25 protein-coding genes are annotated in these 21,342 nt (G+C 54.9%); 4 read left to right on the top strand and 21 right to left on the bottom strand.

What is annotated here, in order from left to right; genetic code table 11:
* The 6 genes from A7Q00_RS12610 to A7Q00_RS01430 all read right to left on the bottom strand — a co-directional run bounded on the left by A7Q00_RS12610 (window position 1) and on the right by A7Q00_RS01430 (window position 3,910).
* The gene (locus tag A7Q00_RS12610; protein ID WP_082887690.1) at window positions 1-471 is read right to left on the bottom strand and encodes a F0F1 ATP synthase subunit B; all 471 of its coding nucleotides are present in this window, start codon (window positions 469-471) and stop codon (window positions 1-3) included.
* Window positions 472-525: 54 nt separating this feature from the next.
* Window positions 526-768 (bottom strand): F0F1 ATP synthase subunit C, encoded by a 243-nt coding sequence (atpE, locus tag A7Q00_RS01450; protein WP_064088870.1) that lies wholly within the window; start codon window positions 766-768, stop codon window positions 526-528.
* Between the two features lie 56 nt (window positions 769-824).
* The gene (gene atpB, locus A7Q00_RS01445; protein ID WP_064088869.1) at window positions 825-1,694 is read right to left on the bottom strand and encodes a F0F1 ATP synthase subunit A; all 870 of its coding nucleotides are present in this window, start codon (window positions 1,692-1,694) and stop codon (window positions 825-827) included.
* Entirely contained in the window at window positions 1,684-2,037 is a 354-nt protein-coding gene (locus A7Q00_RS01440) for an ATP synthase subunit I (protein ID WP_064088868.1), read from the bottom strand. The genes atpB and A7Q00_RS01440 overlap by 11 nt, the downstream gene beginning before the upstream one ends.
* Window positions 2,038-2,211: 174 nt before the next feature.
* Entirely contained in the window at window positions 2,212-3,075 is an 864-nt protein-coding gene (locus A7Q00_RS01435) for a ParB/RepB/Spo0J family partition protein (RefSeq protein WP_064088867.1), read from the bottom strand.
* A gap of 112 nt (window positions 3,076-3,187) precedes the next feature.
* Window positions 3,188-3,910, bottom strand: a complete 723-nt coding sequence (locus tag A7Q00_RS01430) for a 16S rRNA (uracil(1498)-N(3))-methyltransferase (RefSeq protein ID WP_064088866.1) — start codon at window positions 3,908-3,910, stop codon at window positions 3,188-3,190.
* Between the two features lie 67 nt (window positions 3,911-3,977).
* On the opposite strand from A7Q00_RS01430, the gene A7Q00_RS01425 reads away from it, so the two are divergent.
* On the top strand, window positions 3,978-4,766 hold the full coding sequence (locus A7Q00_RS01425; protein WP_064088865.1) for an inositol monophosphatase family protein: 789 nt from the start codon (window positions 3,978-3,980) through the stop codon (window positions 4,764-4,766).
* A gap of 399 nt (window positions 4,767-5,165) precedes the next feature.
* On the opposite strand, the gene A7Q00_RS01420 is transcribed toward A7Q00_RS01425, so the two are convergent.
* The 5 genes from A7Q00_RS01420 to A7Q00_RS01400 all read right to left on the bottom strand — a co-directional run bounded on the left by A7Q00_RS01420 (window position 5,166) and on the right by A7Q00_RS01400 (window position 10,027).
* Window positions 5,166-6,155 carry a phosphatidate cytidylyltransferase gene (locus tag A7Q00_RS01420; RefSeq protein ID WP_064088864.1) on the bottom strand — a complete coding sequence of 330 codons (990 nt, stop codon included), beginning with the start codon at window positions 6,153-6,155 and terminating at the stop codon, window positions 5,166-5,168.
* A complete protein-coding gene (locus tag A7Q00_RS01415; RefSeq protein ID WP_064088863.1) occupies window positions 6,152-6,886 on the bottom strand; it encodes a lysophospholipid acyltransferase family protein in 735 nt (244 codons plus the stop codon). The genes A7Q00_RS01420 and A7Q00_RS01415 overlap by 4 nt, the downstream gene beginning before the upstream one ends.
* Window positions 6,887-6,890: 4 nt before the next feature.
* Window positions 6,891-7,265, bottom strand: a complete 375-nt coding sequence (locus A7Q00_RS01410; protein WP_064088862.1) for a hypothetical protein — start codon at window positions 7,263-7,265, stop codon at window positions 6,891-6,893.
* A 67-nt stretch (window positions 7,266-7,332) separates the two neighbouring features.
* Window positions 7,333-8,154, bottom strand: coding sequence for a CPBP family intramembrane glutamic endopeptidase (locus A7Q00_RS01405; RefSeq protein WP_064088861.1), 822 nt, complete (start codon window positions 8,152-8,154; stop codon window positions 7,333-7,335).
* A gap of 271 nt (window positions 8,155-8,425) precedes the next feature.
* Window positions 8,426-10,027, bottom strand: coding sequence for a phosphatase PAP2/dual specificity phosphatase family protein (locus tag A7Q00_RS01400; RefSeq protein WP_064088860.1), 1,602 nt, complete (start codon window positions 10,025-10,027; stop codon window positions 8,426-8,428).
* A 260-nt stretch (window positions 10,028-10,287) separates the two neighbouring features.
* On the opposite strand from A7Q00_RS01400, the gene A7Q00_RS01395 reads away from it, so the two are divergent.
* Entirely contained in the window at window positions 10,288-10,656 is a 369-nt protein-coding gene (locus A7Q00_RS01395) for an ACP-like domain-containing protein (RefSeq protein WP_064088859.1), read from the top strand.
* Window positions 10,657-10,704: 48 nt separating this feature from the next.
* Here A7Q00_RS01395 and A7Q00_RS01390 read toward each other — a convergent pair whose 3' ends face one another.
* From A7Q00_RS01390 to A7Q00_RS01375, 4 genes are all read right to left on the bottom strand, one after another.
* Window positions 10,705-12,447: a bifunctional alpha/beta hydrolase/class I SAM-dependent methyltransferase gene (locus A7Q00_RS01390; protein ID WP_064088858.1), complete on the bottom strand. Its 1,743-nt coding sequence runs from the start codon at window positions 12,445-12,447 to the stop codon at window positions 10,705-10,707.
* A 79-nt stretch (window positions 12,448-12,526) separates the two neighbouring features.
* Entirely contained in the window at window positions 12,527-13,150 is a 624-nt protein-coding gene (locus A7Q00_RS01385) for a DUF2238 domain-containing protein (RefSeq protein WP_064088857.1), read from the bottom strand.
* A gap of 93 nt (window positions 13,151-13,243) precedes the next feature.
* Window positions 13,244-13,651 (bottom strand): hypothetical protein, encoded by a 408-nt coding sequence (locus tag A7Q00_RS01380; RefSeq protein WP_064088856.1) that lies wholly within the window; start codon window positions 13,649-13,651, stop codon window positions 13,244-13,246.
* A gap of 10 nt (window positions 13,652-13,661) precedes the next feature.
* Window positions 13,662-14,261, bottom strand: a complete 600-nt coding sequence (locus A7Q00_RS01375; RefSeq protein ID WP_064088855.1) for a CDP-alcohol phosphatidyltransferase family protein — start codon at window positions 14,259-14,261, stop codon at window positions 13,662-13,664.
* Window positions 14,262-14,577: 316 nt separating this feature from the next.
* On the opposite strand from A7Q00_RS01375, the gene A7Q00_RS01370 reads away from it, so the two are divergent.
* Window positions 14,578-14,943, top strand: a complete 366-nt coding sequence (locus tag A7Q00_RS01370; RefSeq protein ID WP_064088854.1) for a hypothetical protein — start codon at window positions 14,578-14,580, stop codon at window positions 14,941-14,943.
* Between the two features lie 383 nt (window positions 14,944-15,326).
* On the opposite strand, the gene secF is transcribed toward A7Q00_RS01370, so the two are convergent.
* The 5 genes from secF to A7Q00_RS01345 form a co-directional block, all read right to left on the bottom strand.
* Entirely contained in the window at window positions 15,327-16,268 is a 942-nt protein-coding gene (gene secF, locus A7Q00_RS01365; RefSeq protein WP_064084423.1) for a protein translocase subunit SecF, read from the bottom strand.
* 1 nt (window position 16,269) lies between these two features.
* Window positions 16,270-18,102 (bottom strand): protein translocase subunit SecD, encoded by a 1,833-nt coding sequence (secD, locus tag A7Q00_RS01360; protein WP_064088853.1) that lies wholly within the window; start codon window positions 18,100-18,102, stop codon window positions 16,270-16,272.
* 67 nt (window positions 18,103-18,169) lie between these two features.
* Window positions 18,170-18,472, bottom strand: a complete 303-nt coding sequence (yajC, locus tag A7Q00_RS01355) for a preprotein translocase subunit YajC (RefSeq protein ID WP_064088852.1) — start codon at window positions 18,470-18,472, stop codon at window positions 18,170-18,172.
* A 402-nt stretch (window positions 18,473-18,874) separates the two neighbouring features.
* A complete protein-coding gene (locus A7Q00_RS01350) occupies window positions 18,875-19,609 on the bottom strand; it encodes a UDP-2,3-diacylglucosamine diphosphatase (protein ID WP_064088851.1) in 735 nt (244 codons plus the stop codon).
* Between the two features lie 3 nt (window positions 19,610-19,612).
* Window positions 19,613-19,960 carry an arsenate reductase gene (locus tag A7Q00_RS01345; RefSeq protein WP_064088850.1) on the bottom strand — a complete coding sequence of 116 codons (348 nt, stop codon included), beginning with the start codon at window positions 19,958-19,960 and terminating at the stop codon, window positions 19,613-19,615.
* Between the two features lie 102 nt (window positions 19,961-20,062).
* On the opposite strand from A7Q00_RS01345, the gene A7Q00_RS01340 reads away from it, so the two are divergent.
* Window positions 20,063-20,701: a hypothetical protein gene (locus A7Q00_RS01340; RefSeq protein ID WP_156503681.1), complete on the top strand. Its 639-nt coding sequence runs from the start codon at window positions 20,063-20,065 to the stop codon at window positions 20,699-20,701.
* 149 nt (window positions 20,702-20,850) lie between these two features.
* Here the strand turns inward: A7Q00_RS01340 and dtd are convergent, their stop codons facing one another.
* Window positions 20,851-21,309 carry a D-aminoacyl-tRNA deacylase gene (gene dtd / locus A7Q00_RS01335; RefSeq protein WP_064088848.1) on the bottom strand — a complete coding sequence of 153 codons (459 nt, stop codon included), beginning with the start codon at window positions 21,307-21,309 and terminating at the stop codon, window positions 20,851-20,853.
* Between the last annotated feature and the right edge of the window lie 33 nt (window positions 21,310-21,342).

Below are 21,342 nucleotides of genomic sequence, written 5' to 3'. Positions count from 1 at the left end.
TTACAGCTCCTGCTTCAACATACCCAGCAGATGGGCATGTTTGTCGGCATTAATCTCGCTGCACAAAATCTGTTCAGCACCTTTAACTGCCAGAGCAGCCACCTGCTCGCGCAGTGCTTCGCGAGCCCGATTAACTTCCTGCTCCACATCTGCCTTAGCTTGTGCAGCAACACGAGCAGCCTCATCAGAGGCCTGTTTTTTAGCATCCTCAACGATTTGAGAGGCTCGTTTCTCTGCATTGGTGATGATTTCGGCAACCTGATCGCGACCTTCGGCCATCAGTTCGGCTACACGCTTTTCAGCTTGTTCGAAATCACTTTTTCCGCGCTCGGCAGCAGCCAAACCCGCAGCAATTTTGCTGGCACGATCATCTAAAGCCTTGGCAATGGGTGGCCACACGAATTTCACGGTGAACCACACCAGTAGGCAAAAGACGATTATTTGTATGATTAAAGCTGAATTAATATTCACTTTACTCAACCTTCACAGTTAGGGTTAAAACAAACGCCAGAAGTTTGTCTAATTTTAACCTGCAAACGGATTCACGAAGGCAAACAGCAAAGCAACGGCCACACCGATCAGGAATGCCGCATCGATCAAACCGGCAATCAGGAACAATTTGGTTTGCAGCGGCTCAATCAATTCGGGCTGGCGGGCAGAGGCCTCTAGATATTTCGAACCTACGAGAGCGATACTGACCGCAGCAGCCACAGCGCCGAACGCAACGATCAGGCCGCAAGTGATGGCCAATGCACTATTCAAATCCATTTGAAACTCCTTATCTAAAAGTGAAAGTTAAACTACTACGAAAAAACAACAAACTACTAATGGGAACTATGCGCCTGGCCGATATACACGAAAGCCAAGGCAACGAAAATAAATGCTTGCAACACAATAACCAAAATATGGAACACCGCCCAGATAAACCCGGCCAAAATATGGAAAAATGCCAATACGGGGTCTATCCAAGTAACTGCCTCACCCGGCATTGCCCAAGCACCGCCCAGCATGGCAATCAGCAGGAACACCAATTCGCCGGCATACATATTGCCGAACAACCGCATACCGTGCGAAATGGTTTTGGAAGAAAATTCCACTAAGTTCAGAATAAAATTGAACGGAGCCAGCCAAATACCGAACGGAGCCGTAAACAATTCGTGAATCCAGCCGCCCAAGCCCTTAAGCTTGATATTAAACATAAAGCAGGTAAGCAATACCCCGATCGACATACCCAAAGTGATGTTCAAATCCGCAGTCGGCACCACGCGCAGCAAGGCATGATGATTACCGGTTGCATGCTGCCAAATCCACGGCAATAAGTCTACGGGCAACAAGTCCATGGTGTTCATCAGAACAATCCAAACAAACAGCGCCAAACCCAATGGCGCCACTGTCTTGCGGGATTGCTCATTGTGAATAATGCCCTTGCACAAATTATCGATGAACTCGAACAAGATTTCTACGGCGGCTTGGAAACGGCCCGGTACCCCCGGTGTGGCTTTGCGGGCGGCACACCACAGCACTAGCGAGCCGAGAACAGCCAAAAAAGACGCAATAAAAATGGAATCTAAGTTTACAAACGAGAAATCGGCAATATTTTGCAGATCCTGTCCTTTGCTCACATCCGACAAACTGGTCAAGCTTTGCAAATGGTGCTTGATGTAGTCGGCTGCGCTCATGCTTTCACCGGCCATACTTCTTAACTTTCCAAAATATCAATAACACCGCATGACTCACCGCACCCAGCCCGACGATAAACGGAACAAATACGATGTGTTGGCGATAAAAAACGAACACCAGCGTCATTAACACGAGCGCCAGTACTATTTTTAAACTTTCTCCCAGCCAAAATGCGTTGCCGCGCCATTTCGGGAACTTTAGAAAAAACCTTAAAACCAGTACCGCCAAGATGGTGGGCACGGCATAACACAAACAGCCCAACGCTGCCGACTTAGCTGCAACCGCACCGGAAAACACCCAAAAAACAGCAACAAGTATCGCCGTGATTGCCAATTGGAGATAAATTGTTGCTGCCATACATCCATCTTCATACACCAAATGTTAGCTCTTTAAATATAAGCAAAAACGCCAATAAAGTCAAGAAAAGTGTTAATTCTTGTCAAACAATATCAATATTTAAAGCATTAAAGGCTACCTGAAAACCATGCAGACATAATTTCCAAGCACCTAAAATCTCAAGCAAGCCTTTGCTCAATCAGGCAACTTTACATCCAACTGCTGCATCAGCCTTGCAAAAGTTTCCGGGCTGTCGAAATGCAACACCACCTTACCCTGTTTGTGGTTGGCAGTTTGCACTTCCGCGCGCACCCCCAGCTTTTCCGTAAGCGCCTCGTTCAGGTAGCGTATATCGGGGCTGACGGTTTTCGATTTCTTCTCTTGTGGCTCCTGTTGCGCCAGCTGGCTGCGCCGTTCCACCTCGCGCACCGACCAGCCGTTTTTTACCGCCTTTTGCGCCAAGGACAGCTGTTCCATCACCGGCAGCGGCAGCAAGGCCCGCGCGTGCCCCATTTCCAGCTGGCGTAAAAACAGCATTTCCTGCACCGGTTCGGGCAAAGCCAACAGGCGCAGGCTGTTCGACACCGCGCTGCGACTGCGCCCTACTGCCTTGGCCACGGTTTCATGCGTGAGGCCGAATTCATCCACCAAACGCTTCAAACCCTGAGCCTCTTCAATCGGATTGAGGTTTTCACGCTGGATATTTTCAATCAAGCCCATCGCCAACGCTGCTTCGTCGCCGATGCTCTTAATCACCACCGGAATTTCGGCCAAACCCGCCAGCTGGCTGGCGCGCCAACGGCGCTCGCCGGCAATCAGCTCGTATTGCGACAGGCCGTGTTCGCGCACGATAACCGGCTGGATTACGCCCTGCGCTTTAATCGAATCGGCCAGCTCCTGCAGGCCTTCGTCGTCCATTTGCGAACGCGGCTGGTAGCGCCCCGGCTTGATGTCGCGCACTGGCACGCTGGTCAGCCTGTCGCTGCTGCTATCGCCCACCGCACCGGCCAACAAAGAATCCAAGCCCCGGCCGCCGAGGCCGCTTTTCGGTTTTGCCATTTATCTGTTTCCTAATCCATTCATTTTTTCAGGTAGCCTCTAAGGTAAGAAAGAAGGCTACCTGAAAATCCCAATTCAAAATCGCGCGTATTCTAGCACAGCACCCATGCCGCTAAAAATCGCCCCACAAGGCCTGCATCGCCGCCAACGCCGCCAGCGCCGCCGTTTCCGTGCGCAACACCCGTGTGCCGAGTTGTACCGCCTGAAAGCCGTGCGAGCGGGCCAAACCCTCTTCTTCCGCAGTCAAACCGCCTTCCGGCCCAATCAGCAACACCGCGCTTTGCGCCGGCGGCAGGCTGCGCAGCGGCACGCCGCCGTGCGGGCTCAGCAGCAGCCGCGCCCCCGAATCGGCTGGCAGCGCAGCCAGCACCTGCGGCAAATCGGCAATCGGCGCCACCGGCGGCACTTCGTTGCGCCCGCATTGCTCACAGGCCGAGATGGCGATTTCCTGCCAGCGCCGCACCTTTTTCTCCGCCCGCTCGCCTGAGAGCCGCACATTCGAGCGCGTCGAGAGTGCCGGTACGATGCGTTTCACCCCCAATTCCGTGCCCTTTTGCACTGCAAAATCCATCTTTTCCGAAGCCGATACCGCCTGAATCAGCGTAACTGATAGCGGCGATTCGCGCGATTCCGTGAGCAACTTATCCACCCGCGCCAACGCCTGTTTGCGCCCGATTTCCAGCAATTCCGCCTGCGCCGCCTGTCCCCGGCCGTCAAACAGCACCAGCGGCTCACCCGCCTGCAAACGTAATACTTGGATATGCCGGCACACATTTTCAGGTAGCCTCAGCACCTCGCCGGCAACAAAAGTTTGCGGAACATAAAAACGCGGCATCTGTTGTTTACCCCGAAAAATGGTTAATATCCCGTTTCTATCAGAAAAGCATCGGGAAGGAAAGATTTTGCTCAACCGTTTAGCAGAACTGGTTCGCGAAGTGGCACAAACCGCCGTGATGCCGCGTTTTCTCAACACCGCCGTCAGCACCAAAAGCGACGGTACCCGCCTCACCGAAGCCGACCTGCACGCCCAGGCCATGTTTGCCGAACGCCTGCCGCAAATCATCAACTGCCCGGTGCTGGGCGAAGAAATGAGCGCCGACGAACAACACGCCATATGGCGGCACGCCGCAACCGGGCTGTGGGTGGTCGACCCTATCGACGGCACCAACAACTTCATCAACGGCCTGCCCCATTTCGCCCTCTCCGTGGCCTACATCCGCCACGGCCGCGCCCAACTGGGCGCCATTTTCCATCCCATGATGCAAGAAATGTTCACCGCCGAACGCGGGCGCGGTGCATGGCTCAACGGCCGCCCCCTGCCCCTGCGCCACACGCCGAAAAAGCTCAATGAATCCATTGCGGGCGTGGAAGTGAAATACCTGCGTTCCGGCAAACTCGCCAGCCGCATGCAAACTCTCCACCCCTTCGGTTCACAGCGCAGCATGGGCTCCAGCACGCTCGACTGGTGCTACCTCGCAGCCGGCCGCTACGACCTCTACCTGCACGGCGGCCAAAAATTGTGGGACTACGCCGCCGGCGCCCTGATTTACGAAGAGGCCGGCGGCCGCCTGGCCACGCTGGAGGGCGACGATTTCTGGAGCGGCGAGCACGTTTTCAAACGCTCCGTTATCGCCGGCCTGCAATCCGACCTGTTCGAGCGCTGGTTGGCCTGGATTCGGGCAAATCAATAGGCAGAAAGGCTACCTGAAAAACCGGACGGGTATCTGGCAAAGCAATTTATAGTGAATTAAATCTAATTCACTATAACTTTCGCTTCAACGTTGGCTCTGCCTTGCCATATTTCTGTGTTGCCCGGTATCGAAAACAATTTGGCTGGTTATGAATGCTGCCCTAGCCCCCAATGGAAAAGGCTACCTGAAATTTCAGGTAGCCTTTTGGTTGGGGATGGCCTCCTCCGGCAGGCAGTCTGCTTTTTGGAAAGGTTGGATCGGGAAACCTGCCTCGTGGCTTGCAGTTCGGATACGGGTATCCGGCAAAATCTTCGAGGTTTCAATCTTGTTTGAGTTATCTTTGCCACCCCGGATGTTGGATTTTCGAATCCGGCATCCGGGTTTCAGGTAGCCTTTGTGTCAGCCGTTCCAGTAGTACCGAACAATATGGAAAAACACCGGCGCGGCAAAGCAGATGGAGTCCACGCGGTCAAGCATACCGCCATGGCCGCGTATCATGTTGCCCCAGTCTTTTACGCCATAGTCGCGCTTAATGGCAGACATCACCAGCCCGCCGAAGAAACCCATCAGGCAAATAGTGAACCCGATGGCGGCAGCCTGGCCGTGGCTAAACGGCGTAATCGGCGACATCAATGCGGCGAGCGCGGTGGCAGACAAAATGCCGCCTACCGTGCCGGATACGGTTTTAGACGGGGAAAGCGAGGGCATAATTTTGGCACCGCCCACCAATTTGCCCCAAACGTATTGCAACACGTCTGAAGCCTGTACCACGCCGATCAGGAAAATCAGCAGCAGGATATTGCCGCTGCTGTCGAAGCCGTCTAAGTTGAGGAACATCAGGGCGGGCACATGGGAGAGGCAGAAGATGCAGATCATCGCCATCCATTGCGTTTTGGCGGCGCGTTCGAGGAAATGGGCGGTTTGACCGCTCAGGCTGGCGATAATCGGCAACACCAGAAAGCCGTAAACGGGAATGAAAATGCTGAACATGCCGTACCAGCCGTCATAAACAAAATAATATTGCACCGGCAGCAACAGGTAGAAGCAGGTTACCATGCTGTAATAATCGCTGCGGCGGCGATAAACAAGGGTCATGAATTCGCGCAGGGCGGCGAACGAAATCAGGAAAAACAACACCACCGTGCCGGTTTTGCCAAACCAGAAGGCGGCCAGCAGCACCAGCGTCATCAGCCACCAAGCGTAGATGCGGGCGTTGAGGTTGGCGATGGTGGCATTGCCTGCGCCGTTTTTGCGTTTCAGCCATTGCCCGATGATGCTGGCGAAAATCAATACGGCAAATACGCCGGTAAAGATATAGCCTGCCTGCGGGGTGAGATGGGAGGCTGTTTGTTCGGTAATGATTTGGCTGGATGTGTTGGCAAAGCTCATGATGCTTCTCCTTGGTTTTGGTGCGGTTCAGCGTGTTCGTTTGGGCGAACCTCATTGCCCTTGTTTTGACGAAGTTCGCTCCGTTCGCTTTCAGACGGTTTTAAGGCCAGCAGGGCTTCGCGAGTGCGGACGAGGAAGGCTGCTTTGTCTTCATCTTCGTGCAGGGTCAGCGGTTCGCCGATGTGGACTTCGCACAACAGCGGTACGGGCAGCACTTTGCCTTTGGGCAGGACGCGGTTGATGTTGTCTATCCAGATCGGCACAAATTCAGTATCCGGTTTGCTTTTGGCTAGGTGGTAAATACCTGATTTAAATGGAAGCAGGATTTCGTTTTCGTCCGTGTTGCGCGTGCCTTCGGGGAAGATAATCAGCGAATCGCCCGTTTGGAGCGCGTGGTTCATCTGCTCGGTAATCGACTGCGGATTGTCGCTGTGGCGCGGAATCAAGAGCGCGTTGAAGACGTTTTGGATGATGAAACGCTTGAGTTTGTTGGTCAGCCAGTAATCCGAGCCGGCAACGGGACGCGTCGAAAGCCGCCAGCGGCGCGGCAGGGAAATCCACACCAGCAAAAAATCGCCGTGGCTGCCGTGATTGGCGTAATACACTTTCTGCTGCGGATTGAACGCCAGCTCGCGCGGGCTTTTGGGCCGGACGCCGGTGAGGAAGGATACCGACAGGCACAATGCTTGGTCGGTCAGCCATGCAAGTTGTTTTTTAAGAAAATTTTTCATGACATCAGAGGATTTGGATAAGGAAAACTGCCGATTGTGCCGCAGTCAGGTAAAGGCTTTTGCGCCACAAGGCGAGCGCTCCCGCCACACGTTGCGGCATGGAGGGGTCGTCCGAAACGCAGCGCAAACCGGTTTGCCGCAAAGTTTGGTCGAAGGCTTCAGGCATATAGCGGCCGTCGGCGAAATCTTGGAACACGCGGCGGTCGAATTCGATGCGGATGTGGTAGTACGACAGCGCCGCCGCCAAAACAAGCTGCACCGCCGACCACGCGCCGCCGCGTTGCGCGGACAAAACGAATAGCAAGGCGTTGAACACGGCGGTATAGCGGGCGGTGGCAAGCAGGCGGGCGGTAATCAGGCTGTCAGTGGAATTATCCATTCACATTCCTTTTTGGTATGGAAACCGTCATTCGGGGCATATCATGTCCAAGGGTCGTCTGAATTTGTTATCGGGATGGAGCAGGCTTATCTAAAAACAAATTCTTTTCTGCAATCAAAATATAAATGGCTACTAACGACAAAATGGCCGTCTGAATAACCTTGCTGTCGGGGTGGGTGGCGAAAATCTCGTTACCCAGATTGGCGCACAGGTGGAATATCGTCGCCACCGCGATGCTGCGTGCGCTTTTGGCGTACAACCAGTTCATCAATAGGACGAAGACAAACATGCTGACCACGAAATTAACCGTGTAGAGTGCGCCTTCGGAAACGATTTGGCTGTGGTAATAGCCTTTGATGAAGGCAAGCGGCATGTGCCAAAACGCCCAATACACGGCAAATAGCAAGGATGCGACAAACAGGCTTCTGCGTGCCGTGAGTGCGTCGGTGCCATAGCTGTGCCACGCCAATTCTTCGGCAACAGGCGAAATGAGGAGCATGAACCATGGCGACAGCAAGGCGGACGTAAATGACGGATGTCCCGAAATGTGAAACTGCGCCCAACTGTGTCCGAAAGCGATGGAAATGAGTTGCGCCAGCACCAAGGTAACCGGACCGAGCAGCGCGGCAGCGAGCAGGTATCGCTTGGGAAAACCTGTCAGGCGGAACAGGCGGTGTTTCGCGTCCGTCCACAATTTGGGCTGTTTGTACAACATGAATGCCGCCACGAGCATGGGTGCGAACAGTCCGGCCAGTCCTAACGTGGCCTGCGCCCACTGGTACTCAACAGCATCAGGGCGGTGGCTGATGTAGGCGGCAGCAAACCATAATGTCCACGGAATCAGCAGGGATAAAGTGTAAAACGTAACGGGGCGGTAGCTTTTAGTCATAAGTTTCCCTCCTTACTTTGGTTCGGCACAGATGAGTCGTCGTATCGTGAATTTACTTTAAACTAGGACTGCATTGCCTTGCACAAGCTCAATAGAGAATGATTTGCTCAGCTTGGGCTTTTCATCTACTTATCTTAGCTATCTCGATTAGCGTCGCAAAAACTCGCTTCGTTTGTTTTATAGTGAATTAAATTTAAACCAGTACAGCGTTGCCTCACCTTGCCGTACTATTTGTACTGTCTGCGGCTCGCCGCCTTGTCCTGATTTAAATTTAATCCACTATAGCTTCTGAGGAACTCGCTTCGCTCGTTTTGGCGAAACTCACTGTGTTCGTTTTCAGACGACCTGCCGCGGCTTCCACTACCTTTGCCGTTTCCGGCGGCAGCACCATCTGCGGGCGGGCCTGTTTCAGCTCCGCCGTTGCCTGTGCCAAATCCCGGCAGCCGCCGTAAACCAGCAGCCAAGTAAGCACCACCGCCGCGCTGCGTCCGTAGCCCAGCGCGCAACAGGTCAGAACCTTGCCGTGTTGCCGGCGCAATGCTTCCAGCAACAAAGCCGCCTGCACCAAATCGTTTTCAGACGACACCACCATGTCCAATAACGGCAGAACGCGGTATGCGCCACGATAACGGGGGCGGGGATATTCGGCGCATACGTCCAATACGGCGGGGAGGTCGTCTGAAATTGCCAGGGGGTGCGGAGATTTAGCTTGTGAAGCGGATTTTTGTGGCAAAAAATGGTAGATGCAAGGCAAAAAGCGCAGCAAGGTTGAACACCTTGCGAGCATTTTTAACGCAGCAGATGCCGTTTTTTTCCAAAAAACTCCGCCACAATGCTGAATCTCCGCAACCCCTGAGATACTGCCAATCCACACATCATCACGAACCCGCACCGTCTTCGCCTTGCCGCTCAGCCAATAAGCCATGTTCAGCCGCACGCCCACCAGATAAGGCAGCAGTAAAACCGTTGCCGCCGCCGACAGCCTGCCGTCTGCCTGTTTTTGGAATACCGTCGCATTGCCGGTCAGATAGGCGAAGGCGACCACCGATAGCGACACGCTGACCCACAACATCCACAACCACGCTCCGCCGAACAAGGACGGCAGTGCCGACAATACCGCGCCCGCCAGATACAGCATGGCGATTTTGATTTCGCGGGAACGTGTTGCGGGGGAAGTTTTGGCTTTATTGGAACTCAGCTTTGCTTCGCAAGATGCCGTTTTCAGGTAGCCTGTTTGCTCAGTCGGCTGTACTGCAAACAAATCTTGTCTCTTGAACGGCGATACGCCGTGTTGCGGTATTGCCCACAACACCAGCCAACCCAGCAGCGCACCGGTTGGCACGTCGATAAAATGGTGTTGGTAAGTCGTCAGAACCGACAAGGCAATCAGGCTTTGCCACAGCAAAATCGGCAAACGGATTTTGGGAAACCGCGTCCAATAAAACGCGCCGACAATGATCGACAGCGCGATATGCAGCGACGGTGCTTGGTTGTACGGCAAGTCAAACGCTACCAACGAATCAAAAAGCCAACCCCACAGCCCGTCGGTAGGCGGCTTCGGCCAGCCAAAATGCAGCGGAAACAACATAAAGTAAGTAGTGGCAATAATTTGCGCCGATACCAGCCGTGCGGTGTAGCGGTTTTGTTCACACGCATTTCGGCAAAGGAAAAACGCCGCTGCATACATCAGATTCAACGACCAATACGGCACAATCGTCCACGCCCAAAACGGAATGCCGCGCTCCCACGCAAAAGCGATTTCCGGCACATAGGCCAACGATGCCGCGTAATGGTTGGACAGGCCGTAGCTGGTGTAGAACAGCGCGCCGACCAAGGCAAGCTTGAGTAGGGAGGCTTTCAGGGTGGGTTTCATGAAGTGGATTGTAAATGTTCTGTGTAAATCAGCTGAAATCTGCTTTCAATACAAGGCAGGCCAATGCGGCGGCAGAAATTAAGTTAATCTGCCATATCAGAGGCATAATATTATTTTACTATTTGTTAGTTGAATATTCTTGCCGGAAGACTACAATACCTCCCGCTGTTTGGCAGATTATTTATTTGCTTCAGAGCAGCGCAGGCGGCTTGAGGCTACCTGAAAAATTTCTTGATGCTCAATTAGGAGTCATAACGATTATGAAATTATTATCTGTTGTTACTGCGGCTGCACTGGCTGCCGTTTCCCTGAGTGCTGCGGCTGCACCCGCCGGCATGGTTTCTTATTCTTGCGACAACGGCAAACAGTTGAACGTGCTGTATGAGTTCAACCGCCAAGGCAAGCCGGTAAGCGCTGCGGTGAATGCCGCCGGTACGCAGGTGAACCTGACTTATAATAGAAGACAGTCCGACAGCACCGGTACTACCTTCAGCAACCGTCGCGGTTACTCTCTGTCTGCCGGTTATATCGACAAAAACACCCACACCACTTCCGACGTGGTGGGCTTAACCGCTCCTGGCGGCCGTTTCGTGGTGAAAAACTGCTCACCTGTAAACGCCGGCAACTAAGATTTCTCGATAAAAGGCCGTCTGATTTTCAGGCGGCCTTTTCTTATTTTATTTCTTCACCGCCAGGCTCACGGTGAAAATGCCGTATTCGTCTATCCATTGGCGGATTTTTTCAAAACCGGCTTTCTCAACCAGCTGATCCATTTCCCGCTGGCTGCGGCGGCGCATCACCCAGTTCGGGCTGCCTGCTTTGTGGCTGGTCAGTGCGCGCGCAATCATTTCGAGCTGCGGATGCCACGGCTGGCCGGTGTAAATCAGGTAACCGCCTGTTTCAATCGCATCGCCGAAGCCGTAGAGCGAGTTCAAAATCAAATCGTTGTCGGCAAACAATTCATGCAGGCCGGAAACGATGCCCAGCGTGGGACGGGGCTGCAAATCCTGATAGTTGGCGCGGTCGTAGGCATTGACTTCGTTGAAGGTAACCGTGTCTTGCAGACCGCGTTCGGCAATCAGTTTGCGGCCGGCTTCAACGTTAATCGGACTGTAATCGCGCAGGCGCACGGAATCGGGCAGCGTGTCGGCAGTCAGCGCGTCGAGCACATAACGGCCGTGTCCCGAGGCAATATCGAGAACATGTACCGGTTTGCCCGCTTCGCGCAGCTTGGCAGAGGCCGTCTGAATCGCTTTGCCGATATTGGTTTTGCGTTGGCGGATGCCGCGCCAGCCGATGGCGTTGAGATAGTGTTTGTCCACCGCCACACCAAAGGCGTTGCTGCCCTGCGGCTGGTTGCGGTACACATAATCGAGCGTGCTGCCGGAGTCGTAGCCGGTTTCCTTGCCGATTTTCAAACCCTCACTCCAGCGCGCGCCGAGGTCGAGGGAAGCGCGGTAAGCCGCCCAGAATGCGCCGCGCGGCGAACAAATAGGCAAAGGCGTGGCCAGTTCGTCGGCTTCGCGGCGGCTTTCGCCGTGCAAGTGGGCTTGGGTCAAATCAACTTGATATAAAGGCTGATTGAAACGTTCGCGGATAAAGCGGCGCATTTCGACAAAGGCGATTTCACGGTTTTGTTCGCCCAATGTGTCGTGATAGAAGCCGGGCAGGATATGGCGTTCTTTGATGCGGCTGCCCAAACGGTTGTAGAAATCGTGTTGCGGTTTGTGGTGAACAACCCAGTCGCTGCCGGAAATCAAAAGCTGCAAGGGCGTGGTAATGGCCTGCGCATCGGCGACGACGCGTTCGGCGGCTTCGTACAAACCGAGCAGGATGCGCACGGAAATGGCGCGGGTAATCAGCGGGTCTTGATTGAAGCTGTCTTGACGTTCTTTGTTGTGGGTCAGGTAGTGGGATTTGACGTAGCTGTTGACAAAGAAATTGCCGCGCCATTTCTGCATGATTTTCAGGCCGGTGCGGGCGAAGGGAACGTAGAGTTTGACTTTGAATGCGGGCGATGCCAATACGGCGCAGCGGATTTTCGGCGCGTAGTCGTGCAGCCAAGTGGACACCAATACCGCGCCGACGCTTTGTGCGATCACGCAGATGTTTTCGGGCTTGATGCCGTATTCGCTTTGGATGTGGCGGATGAAGTCGTCCACGTCGGCAACGGAAGTACCGATGCTGGGGCTGTCGCCGCGTTCGCCGGGGCTATGGCCATGACCGCGCGCGTCCCATGCGAAATAGGCAAAATCGTCGAAACCGAGTTCGTCGGCAACAAACATCATCCGGCCGGAATGCTCGTGCCCGCGGTGGAACAGCACGATGGCTTTATCGGAAGAGCCGTCGGCAGCGGGGCGGTAGCGGTAGAAAAGTTCGGTGCCATCTTGGGTGGCGAAGTGTTTTTGCTGTTCCTGCATATGTGTACTCCTTGGTGAGATACCTTTTAAAGAGGCTACCTGAAAATCGGTTGGGTGCGTTTTCAGGTAGCCTTTAACATTAAGATTGGCTGCCCAAACGTTTGTCCGGGCGGGTAAACAGGAAAATGAATAAGGAAGTGAGCGCGCCCAGCGTGTCGGAGAGCATGTCTTTTTGCGCATCCCAAATATCGCCTTGCGAGCCGAGCACTTCTATGCCGGCCTGGCCACCGTCGATTACGGCATACTGCCATTCGATGATTTCGTAAGTGGCGGCCACGCTCATGATGAAAAACAAGGCAAAGAACAGGGCAAGCGGTAGGCGGCAGAGTTTGCGGCGCAGCAGCCATTCGGCCATCGGGTATGCGTAGAAGCCGATGATGTAGTGGCCGACTCGGTCGAAATGGTTGCGCCCTTCGCCCAAAAACGGAGCAAGCAGGCGGTTGGCCCAATCGAAGGGCACGTCGGCGAAGGTGTAGTGCGCGCCGATGGTGTGCATAATCAGCCAAAAACTCATGAATACATAAGCCAAATTGCTAAAGCGGAACAGGCGGTAAGTGGCAATGAGCGCGATAAATACGGCGGATACGGGGACGATTTCGGCATACCAAACGGCACGGTCGGACGGGTTGATGCCCGACCAGACGATGAGTGCGGTAATGAAAATGGTGAGGCAGAGGGGGAGGATGGGGAAGGATTTTTGCATAGGGGTTGATGTGTGGAAGGGAGTAATGTTGATTGGTTCTAATCTTACTGGGGTTTTCAGGTAGCCTTTTCTTTGTAGGAGGCTACCTGAAAATTAATAAGTCAAATTCCTTTGAAGGTGTTTCAGCATCACAATCACAAACAAGGCGGGTGCGAAGGATAACATAAACATCAGCACGGCGGCTGGAATCGAACGCGGGATGGACTGTACGGCCATCACCAGCAACCAAACGGCTATCCCGGCAAAGGCGAGTGCGGCGGTGCTGAAAAAAGCCACGGCAAACCAAGCCCAGATTTTGGTGACGCAGCGCTCAAAGCGGCTGTATTGCCCGCTTTCCCGCACGGCTTCTAAATAGGCATCTAAGAAGACTAGGCCCACGAAGACGGCGGCACCCAGCCACAACCCTTTGCTGTGCCAACCGGTTTTCCCGGCTAAGCGATAAGTGTAGATGGCGATAAATAGCAGCAAAAATACCGTCCACGCATTGAATAATTTTTTCATGATTGGATTTTCAGGTAGCCTTTAAGCCATTGATAATACGCTTATAGCAGGTATAAACCAATGCTGCGCAGGCCAGCCATATTAGGGCGTAGAAAACGGTATGAAAACTGCCTACCGCCGCATACCACACCGCTAGCGTGCCGATAAAAAACGCGCGGTCGCTCTTGCCGAACGGCCCGTCATAACGCCGCCCGTTGCCGTGCACCTGCCCCAATATGCCGCAAAATTCTGTCATCGCCGCCAGCCAAATAAATAGGGCGATTTGCAGGCCGCCGAAAGGGGCGATAAAGGCAAAAGGTAGATACAGCGCGGCATCGGCGGCGACATCGGTGATTTCGTTCAGGTAGCCGCCCAATGCCGATTGTTGGCCGAACTCGCGCGCCAGCATACCGTCCACCGCATTTAACGCCATGCGCAGAAACAGCCACACAGGCATGAGCCAAAATAACGCGGGAAGGTGCGCCAAGCAAGATAACAACAACCCGAGCGCAATCGATACCGCACAGGCGAACACGGTTACCTGATTGGCCGTTACTCCTTTCTGATACAGCCGCCGCACCAGCGGGCGCAGCAGGTTTTGGAATTTGGGTTTGAGGGCGTAGATGCTCATAATATGTAGTCTCGGTGGTAGGTGCGGTTGTATTATAGATGAAAGCAGTAAATGGTTGCTGTCTGTTGTGTATCAAAAAGAAGTAGTTGGTAGTATTTTTGGTAAGTGCTGGTAGCAGGATGGGTGCATTTGTCTGAAATGGTACAACTGGGTTTGTAAGCCGATGGATAATGGAATTTAGGAATTGTCAGGAATTTGTATATAAGGGTAAAATACGCGGATAATTCAACCCGATGGTTTGCCTGTATGGCGGATTGTTGGGGGCATTGATAATAGTTAAGTTTGAAAGCAATACCGCTGGAAAGGGAAAACAAAAATGTTGATGGCGTTTGTATTGGGATTTTGGTGCCTTTGGATGGGCGAGCGCGAACCTAATGTTTTGTTGGAAGGTTTTTTCTTTACCGTTGTTGCCATTGCGGCAAACGGATTTATGCAGTGGCAGATGCCTAATGCGGATACGGTATGGGCGTTGCAGTGGGGCTTAGTTTGGGCTTGGGCTGCACTGATGATGTTTGTGGTGGATAGGTTTGGCTCAAACTTGGGTATCCGTTTGGTGGTGGCCGTGGTGGCTGGTGGCGGCTACTTTTGGCTTGAGCAAAACGGCTGTGGTTTGGCTGCCGGCTGGTTGGGCGCAGAGGCAAAATGTGTGCAGGAGGCGGTAACAGCTTCGCAATTCAGATAAGCACAAGATACTGCCTGCATTTACAAAGGCTACCTGAAATTTTAGCTTCACAGAAATTACGCTGTGTTGCATTCTTCGGTAGCCTTTAGTATTGCGTTAACATTATTGCGGTATCTCCAGTGGTTTACTGCTTTGGATGAGCCATATGCTGTCGCTACCAGATACCATTTGTAGCAAAGGCTACCTGAAAATCTACTGGGGTTTCAGGTAGCCTTTTGTTATGTTGAGGAAGGATGTGTCGTGATTCGGTTGGTTATTGCTGTCAATCCACTATAGTTTGAATCTGCATCCGGGTAAGGCGGCGCAAATGGTTCATATAAAACGGCATAGGCGTTTTCAGGTAGCCTATGCCGTTTTCTAATGCCTGTGGGATGGGCGGCTGCTTACACCACGGCTTCTTCTTTCTGCTTCTGCGGTTTGTGGATGTTTTCGCGGGTGAGGCCGAAGAAAAGGAGCAGCGGGCTAGCCACCAGTACGGAGGAGTAGATGCCGAACACGATGCCGATGGTGAGCGCGATGGCAAAGCCGTGCAGGGCGGCACCGCCGAACACCAACATGGAGACCACCATGGCTTCGGTGGAGCCGTGGGTGATGATGGTGCGGCTCATGGTAGCGGTGATGGCGTTGTCGATAATTTGCGGGATGGTTTTGCCGCGCATGGCGGGCTTGTGGATATTTTCTCGGATACGGTCGAATACCACCACCGATTCGTTCACCGAATAGCCGAGCACGGCCAGGATGCCGGCCAGCACAGTGAGAGAAAACTCCCATTGAAACAGGGCAAAGCAGCCGAGAATCACCACCACGTCGTGCATATTGGCGATGATGGCGGATACGGCGAAGCGCCATTCGAAGCGCACGGAGAGGTAGATGATGATACCGATCACCACCATGCCCAAGGCCAACAGGCCGTGGGTAACCAGCTCTTCGCCCACTTGCGGGCCGATGAATTCAACCTTGCGCAGGCTGGCGTCGGCATGGTCTTTGCGCAGCAGCTCCAATACGTTGTTGGAGAGCTGGGCAGAGGTCATGTCTTGGCGGTTGGGCAGGCGGATCATCAGCTGCTTGTTGGTGCCCAAACTTTGCACTTGGGCTTCGCCCATTTTGAGTTCGTTCAGGCGCGTGCGCACTTGGTTCGGGTCAGCGCCTTCTTTGGCGTATTGCACTTCGATAACGGTGCCGCCGGTGAACTCAACCGAGTAGTTGAGCCCTTTGGTGACGAGGAAAACCACGGCGGCGATGAACGTAATCAGCGAAATCAGAGTGGTGATTTTGCCGTAGCTCATGAACGGGATGTCGTGTTTCAAACGGTGGAAGAAATCCATCTTAGTGCTCCTTTGCGGTAGGCAGGGTGATGCCGATGGACAAATTATTCAGTTTGCGGCGGCGGCCATACCAGAGGTTGACGAAGGTACGGGAAACCACCACGGATGAGAACATGGACGTGAGGATGCCGATACAGTGCACCACGGCAAAACCGCGCACCGCGCCGGAACCGAACACCAGGAGGGCAATACCGGCAATCAGCGAGGTGATGTTGGAATCGACGATGGTGTCCCAAGCGTGGCGGTAGCCTTCGCTGATGGCCTGCTGCGGGCTCACCCCGTCGCGCAGTTCTTCGCGGATACGCTCGTTAATCAGTACGTTGGAGTCGATGGCCATACCGAGCGTAAGCGCAATGGCCGCAATGCCGGGTAGGGTGAGCGTGGCTTGCAGGAGAGACAAAATTGCAATCAGGAACAACAGGTTGGCAGTGAGTGCCAGCACGGAGAAGATACCGAACAGGCGGTAGTACACCACCATAAAGGCAGCCACGGCCAAGAAGCCCCACAGCGTGGAGTGGAAGCCTTTTTGGATGTTTTCCTTACCCATAGACGGGCCGATGGTGCGCTCTTCGATGATTTCCATCGGCGCGGCCAGCGAGCCGGCGCGCAGCAGGAGTGCGGTGTCATTGGCTTCGGCCACGTTCATGCTACCTGAAATCTGCACATTGCCGCCGGGAATCGGCTCGTTGATGGTCGGCGCGGTAACGATTTCGGCTTTGCCTTGGTCGATCAGGATCATGGCGGTGCGGCGGCCGACGTTGTTGCGGGTCAGGTCGGCGAAAATGCTGGTGCCGGCGTTATCGAGCTTCAGGTTTACCGACGGGCGGTTGTCGTGGGTGAAGCCGGCTTGGGCATCGTTGATGTTGTCGCCGGTGAATTCCACCTGCTTGCTCACCAACAGCTGGCCGCCTTCGGCAGTGGGCAGCAATTCATAGCCGGCCGGTACGGTGCCGGCTTCCGCCTGTTGCAGCAGTGCGGGGTCGTCGGCCACCATGCGCACTTCCAGCGTGGCGGTGCGGCCGATGATGTCTTTGGCTTTGGCGGTGTCTTGCACGCCGGGCAGCTGCACCACGATGCGGTCGGGGCCGGCCTGCTGAATAATCGGCTCGGCCACGCCCAATTCGTTCACGCGGTTGTGCAGGGTGTTGATGTTCTGCTTCACGGCAGCATCGCGGATTTGCGTTTGAGTGGTTTCGGGCAGGCTCACCACTAGGTTGTTGCCGTCAGCCTTCAATTCCGCATCCGGCGCGGTTTCTTTCAGCTTGGGCAGGGCGGCTTGCAGGGTGGCCGCATCTTGGAAGGGCACAATCAGCGTATCGCCGCTGCGGCGCATATTGCCGGTGCGGATTTTGTCTTTACGCAGCTGGCGGCGGAAGTCGCCGGAGATGCGGTCGAAGGTTTTATCCACTGCCGCGTGCATGTCCACGCGCATGGTAAAGTGCACGCCGCCGCGCAGGTCGAGGCCGAGGAACATCGGGTTGGCGCCGAGCTTGGTCATCCAATCGGGCGTATTGGCAATCAGGTTGAGGGCGATGATGTAGTTGTCGCCCAATTTCTGCTCGATGGCGTCGCGGGCTTTGCTTTGCAACTCTTCATTGGGCAGGCGCACGCGCAGGCTGCCGTCGGCAATAAACATGCCGTTGTGCTGGATGTTGGCTGCCTTCAGCGCCTCTTCCACGGCTTGTTCGGTGGTTTGGTCGATGTGGATCGACTGGCGGTTGGTGGAAACCTGCACGGCCGGGGTTTCGCCGTAGAGGTTGGGCAGGGCGTAGATGGCGGATACAACGATAACCAGCCCAATCAGCAGGTATTTCCAAAGCGGATAACGGTTCATAACGGGCTTTCAGAAACGGAAAACGGGCAGCGTGGCCGGAGTGCGGCTGCTGCGCCGTAGGAAAAGGTTAGTTCTCGAGCTTTTTGATGATGGCATCGCGGTGGAAATCAACCACGGTGTTGGGGGCAACTTCTAGACCGATGATTTCTTCGCCGATTTTGGAAACTTTGCCGATCATGCCGGCACCGGTCATCACTTTGTCGCCTTTTTTCAGCTTGCTGAGCATCTCGCGGCGGCGCTTCTCGTCACGCTGTTTCGGCCGGAGAATCATGAAGTAGAGCATGGCAAAGAGAAAAATCAGCGGGAGGAAACTCTGCACGGTGCTCATCAGGTCGGGCTGAGCGGCGGCGGCGAGTGGGAAATGCAACATGAGGCAAGACTCCGAAAAGAAAAATGAAAGTGTGCCATTGTAAACGGGCAGCGGGGTTTTTCCAACCCGTGAAACAGAAATTTAGGCGCGGTTGCCATGGCCGGGAAGATTTTGTGGCGGAGTGTGTGGCGGGCTGAAATTTTGTCGGGTTGGGCTTTATCCTCATCTGTTGGATGAACAAGGGCTACCTGAAACATCCCGCAGCATTGCGGATAGGGGTTTCAGGTAGCCTGTTATAGTGAATTAACAAAAACCAGTACAGCGTTGGCTCGCCTTGCCGTACTATCTGTACTGTCTGCGGCTCGTCGCCTTGTCCTGATTTTTGTTAATTCACTATAGATTTTCAGGTAGCCTTCCCAAGCGGTGGAAAGGCTACCTGAAAATATTCCTACACGGGTTTGGCTAACCTAAGGCCAGATGCTGTGCACTCACGCCTTCGGGCGATACGACGAGGCAGCCGCCTTCTTTGCCGTACCAGTCTTGCAGCACGAAGCGGGTGAAGCTTTGGCCGCTGGGCAGGGTGTGGCGGTGCAGGGCAGGACGGTGGGTGTGGCCGTGGATGAGGTCGGCGCCGGGGTGTTGCGCCATCAGGGCGGATACCGCTTCTTCGGTTACGTCGGAAACGGCGCTTTTGCCGTTTTCGGCTTTGCCACGCTCGCTCATCTGGCGGATTTGCTGAGCCAGCAGGCGGCGTTCGGCCAGGGGTTTGGCGAGGATAGCGGACTGCCATTGGGGCTGGCGCGATTGGGCGCGGAACTGCATATAGGGCAGGTCGGCGGTGCAGAGTTCATCGCCGTGGGTGAGGAGGTAGGGGCGGCCGTAGAGGGTAAGCGGATGCTGCTCGGGCAACAGGGTCATGCCGCTGCGGCGGGCGAAGTCTTGGCCGAGCAGGAAATCGCGGTTGCCGGGGATGAAATATACGGGTTTGTGTTGGGCGAATGCTTTTAATTCGGCGGCGATGTGGTCGGTGAAGGGGGTACGGTCGTCGTCGCCCACCCAGGCGTCAAACAGGTCGCCGAGGATGTAGAGGGCATCGGCTGTACTTTGCCATTGGTGCAGCTGGCGCAGGAAGAGTTCGGTGAGTTCGGGGCTGTGCTCGGAGAGGTGGAGGTCGGCGATAAAGATGGTTTGGTTCATGGTTCAGGCGAAGATTTCGGAATAACGTTCGGGGGAAAAGCCGATGTGGACGCGGCCTTGGTGCTCGAGCACGGGGCGTTTGATTACGGAGGGCTGTGTCTGCATCAGGGCGATGGCGCCTTCGCGGCTGTCGGCGGCGGCTTGTTCGGCCGGGGTAAGTTTGCGCCAGGTGGTGCCTTTGCGGTTGATGAGAACGTCTGCGCCGACGGCATCGAGCCAGCGGGCGAGCTGTTCGGGCGCGGGGGCTTCGGTTTTGAAATTAACGAAGGCGTGGGGCACTTGCTTTTCGCTCAGCCAGGCGCGGGCTTTTTTCACGGTGGCGCAGTTGGGGATGCCGTATAGGGTGGTCATTATTGTGTATAATCCTTAAGTTTTCACCCCGCCATTGTACGGGCAGGATGTTTTTTTGTCATGGCACAAGCCGTGCCGGGCAGATTTGATTTTGGAGGCTTTATGAAACATTGGATATGGGCGGCCCTGGCGGCCGGTTTGCTGGCCGGTTGCGGCGCGCAGGAAGCGGGCAAAGGGCAGTTTCGGGATGTGCTGGCGCGTTATGCGGAAACCAACGAAGTGTGCCTGCCGCTGGCTTTGGATGCCGACGGGGCAAACGCGCCGCTGCTGGGTTCGGAGCGGATTGCGCTGCCGCGCCGCAATGCGGAAGACAAACGCATCAACGAAGCGGCCGTTAAGCAGATGCGGGCTTTGGAGAGCGCCGGTTTGTATGAGCGGTTGAAGGAAAACGATGACGATGTGGCGCTGGTGTTCGTGCTCACCGAAAAAGGCCGCAGACACACCCGCGCCAGCCTAAACGGCCCGCTGTTCTGCCTGGGGCGCGAGCATGTGGATAAAGTGCAGTACTACACCGAGCCGGCCACCAACGCCGCCGGGCTCACCGTATCCCGCGTGGTGTATGAAGGCAGCATCACGATGGACGGCTGGGGCAAGCGCCTGATACGCCACGGCAGCGAAGCCTGGCAAAACAGCCTGCCGCTGAAGCGGGTGGAGCAGGCTACGCTGGTGAAAACCAACGACGGCTGGCGCGATATGCGCGAACTGCCGCCTGTGGAAGGCGTGGCGCAGACAGCGCAGTAGCACAGGTTTCAGGCTACCTGAAAACAGAATGGCACATTAAAACGGCGGCATGGAAATGCCGCCGTGTGTTTTTCTAAGTGAGATGTCGGACTCAAGAATTCGATCTGCGGTTGTCATACAGCTTTTCAGGTAGCCTTTATCGTGCCGCTTTAAAACGTTTTTTGCGAATCCAGCAAAATGGTTACCGGCCCGTCGTTGCACAGGCTGACCAGCATGTGGGTGCGGAATCGGCCTTCGGCCACGTTCACGCCGTGGCCGCGCAAGAGGGCGGCCACTTGCTGATACAGCGCTTCGGCCTGTTCGGGGCGGGCGGCTTGGCTGAAGGAGGGGCGGCGGCCGTTGCGGGCGTCGCCGTAGAGGGTGAATTGCGATACCAGCAGCACTTCGCCGCCGGTGTCTTTCACCGACAGATTAAGCTTGCCGGCTTCGTCTTCAAAGATGCGCAGGTGGGCGATTTTGTCGGCGATATAGCGGGCGTCGGCCTCGCTGTCTTCGCCGCCCACGCCAAGCAGCACGCACAGGCCGTGGGGAATTTGGCTGAACGGGGCATCGGGCGCGTCGGCGGCGGCGATGTGGGCATGGCTGACTTTTTGGATAACGGCACGCATGGTTTCAGGTAGCCTTTCTGGTTGTTCCCAAGA

The organism is Eikenella halliae, from assembly GCF_001648475.1.
Taxonomy (GTDB): domain Bacteria; phylum Pseudomonadota; class Gammaproteobacteria; order Burkholderiales; family Neisseriaceae; genus Eikenella; species Eikenella halliae.
Note: the sequence above shows the minus strand (reverse complement) of the source record. Positions and strands in the feature narration are given on the sequence as shown.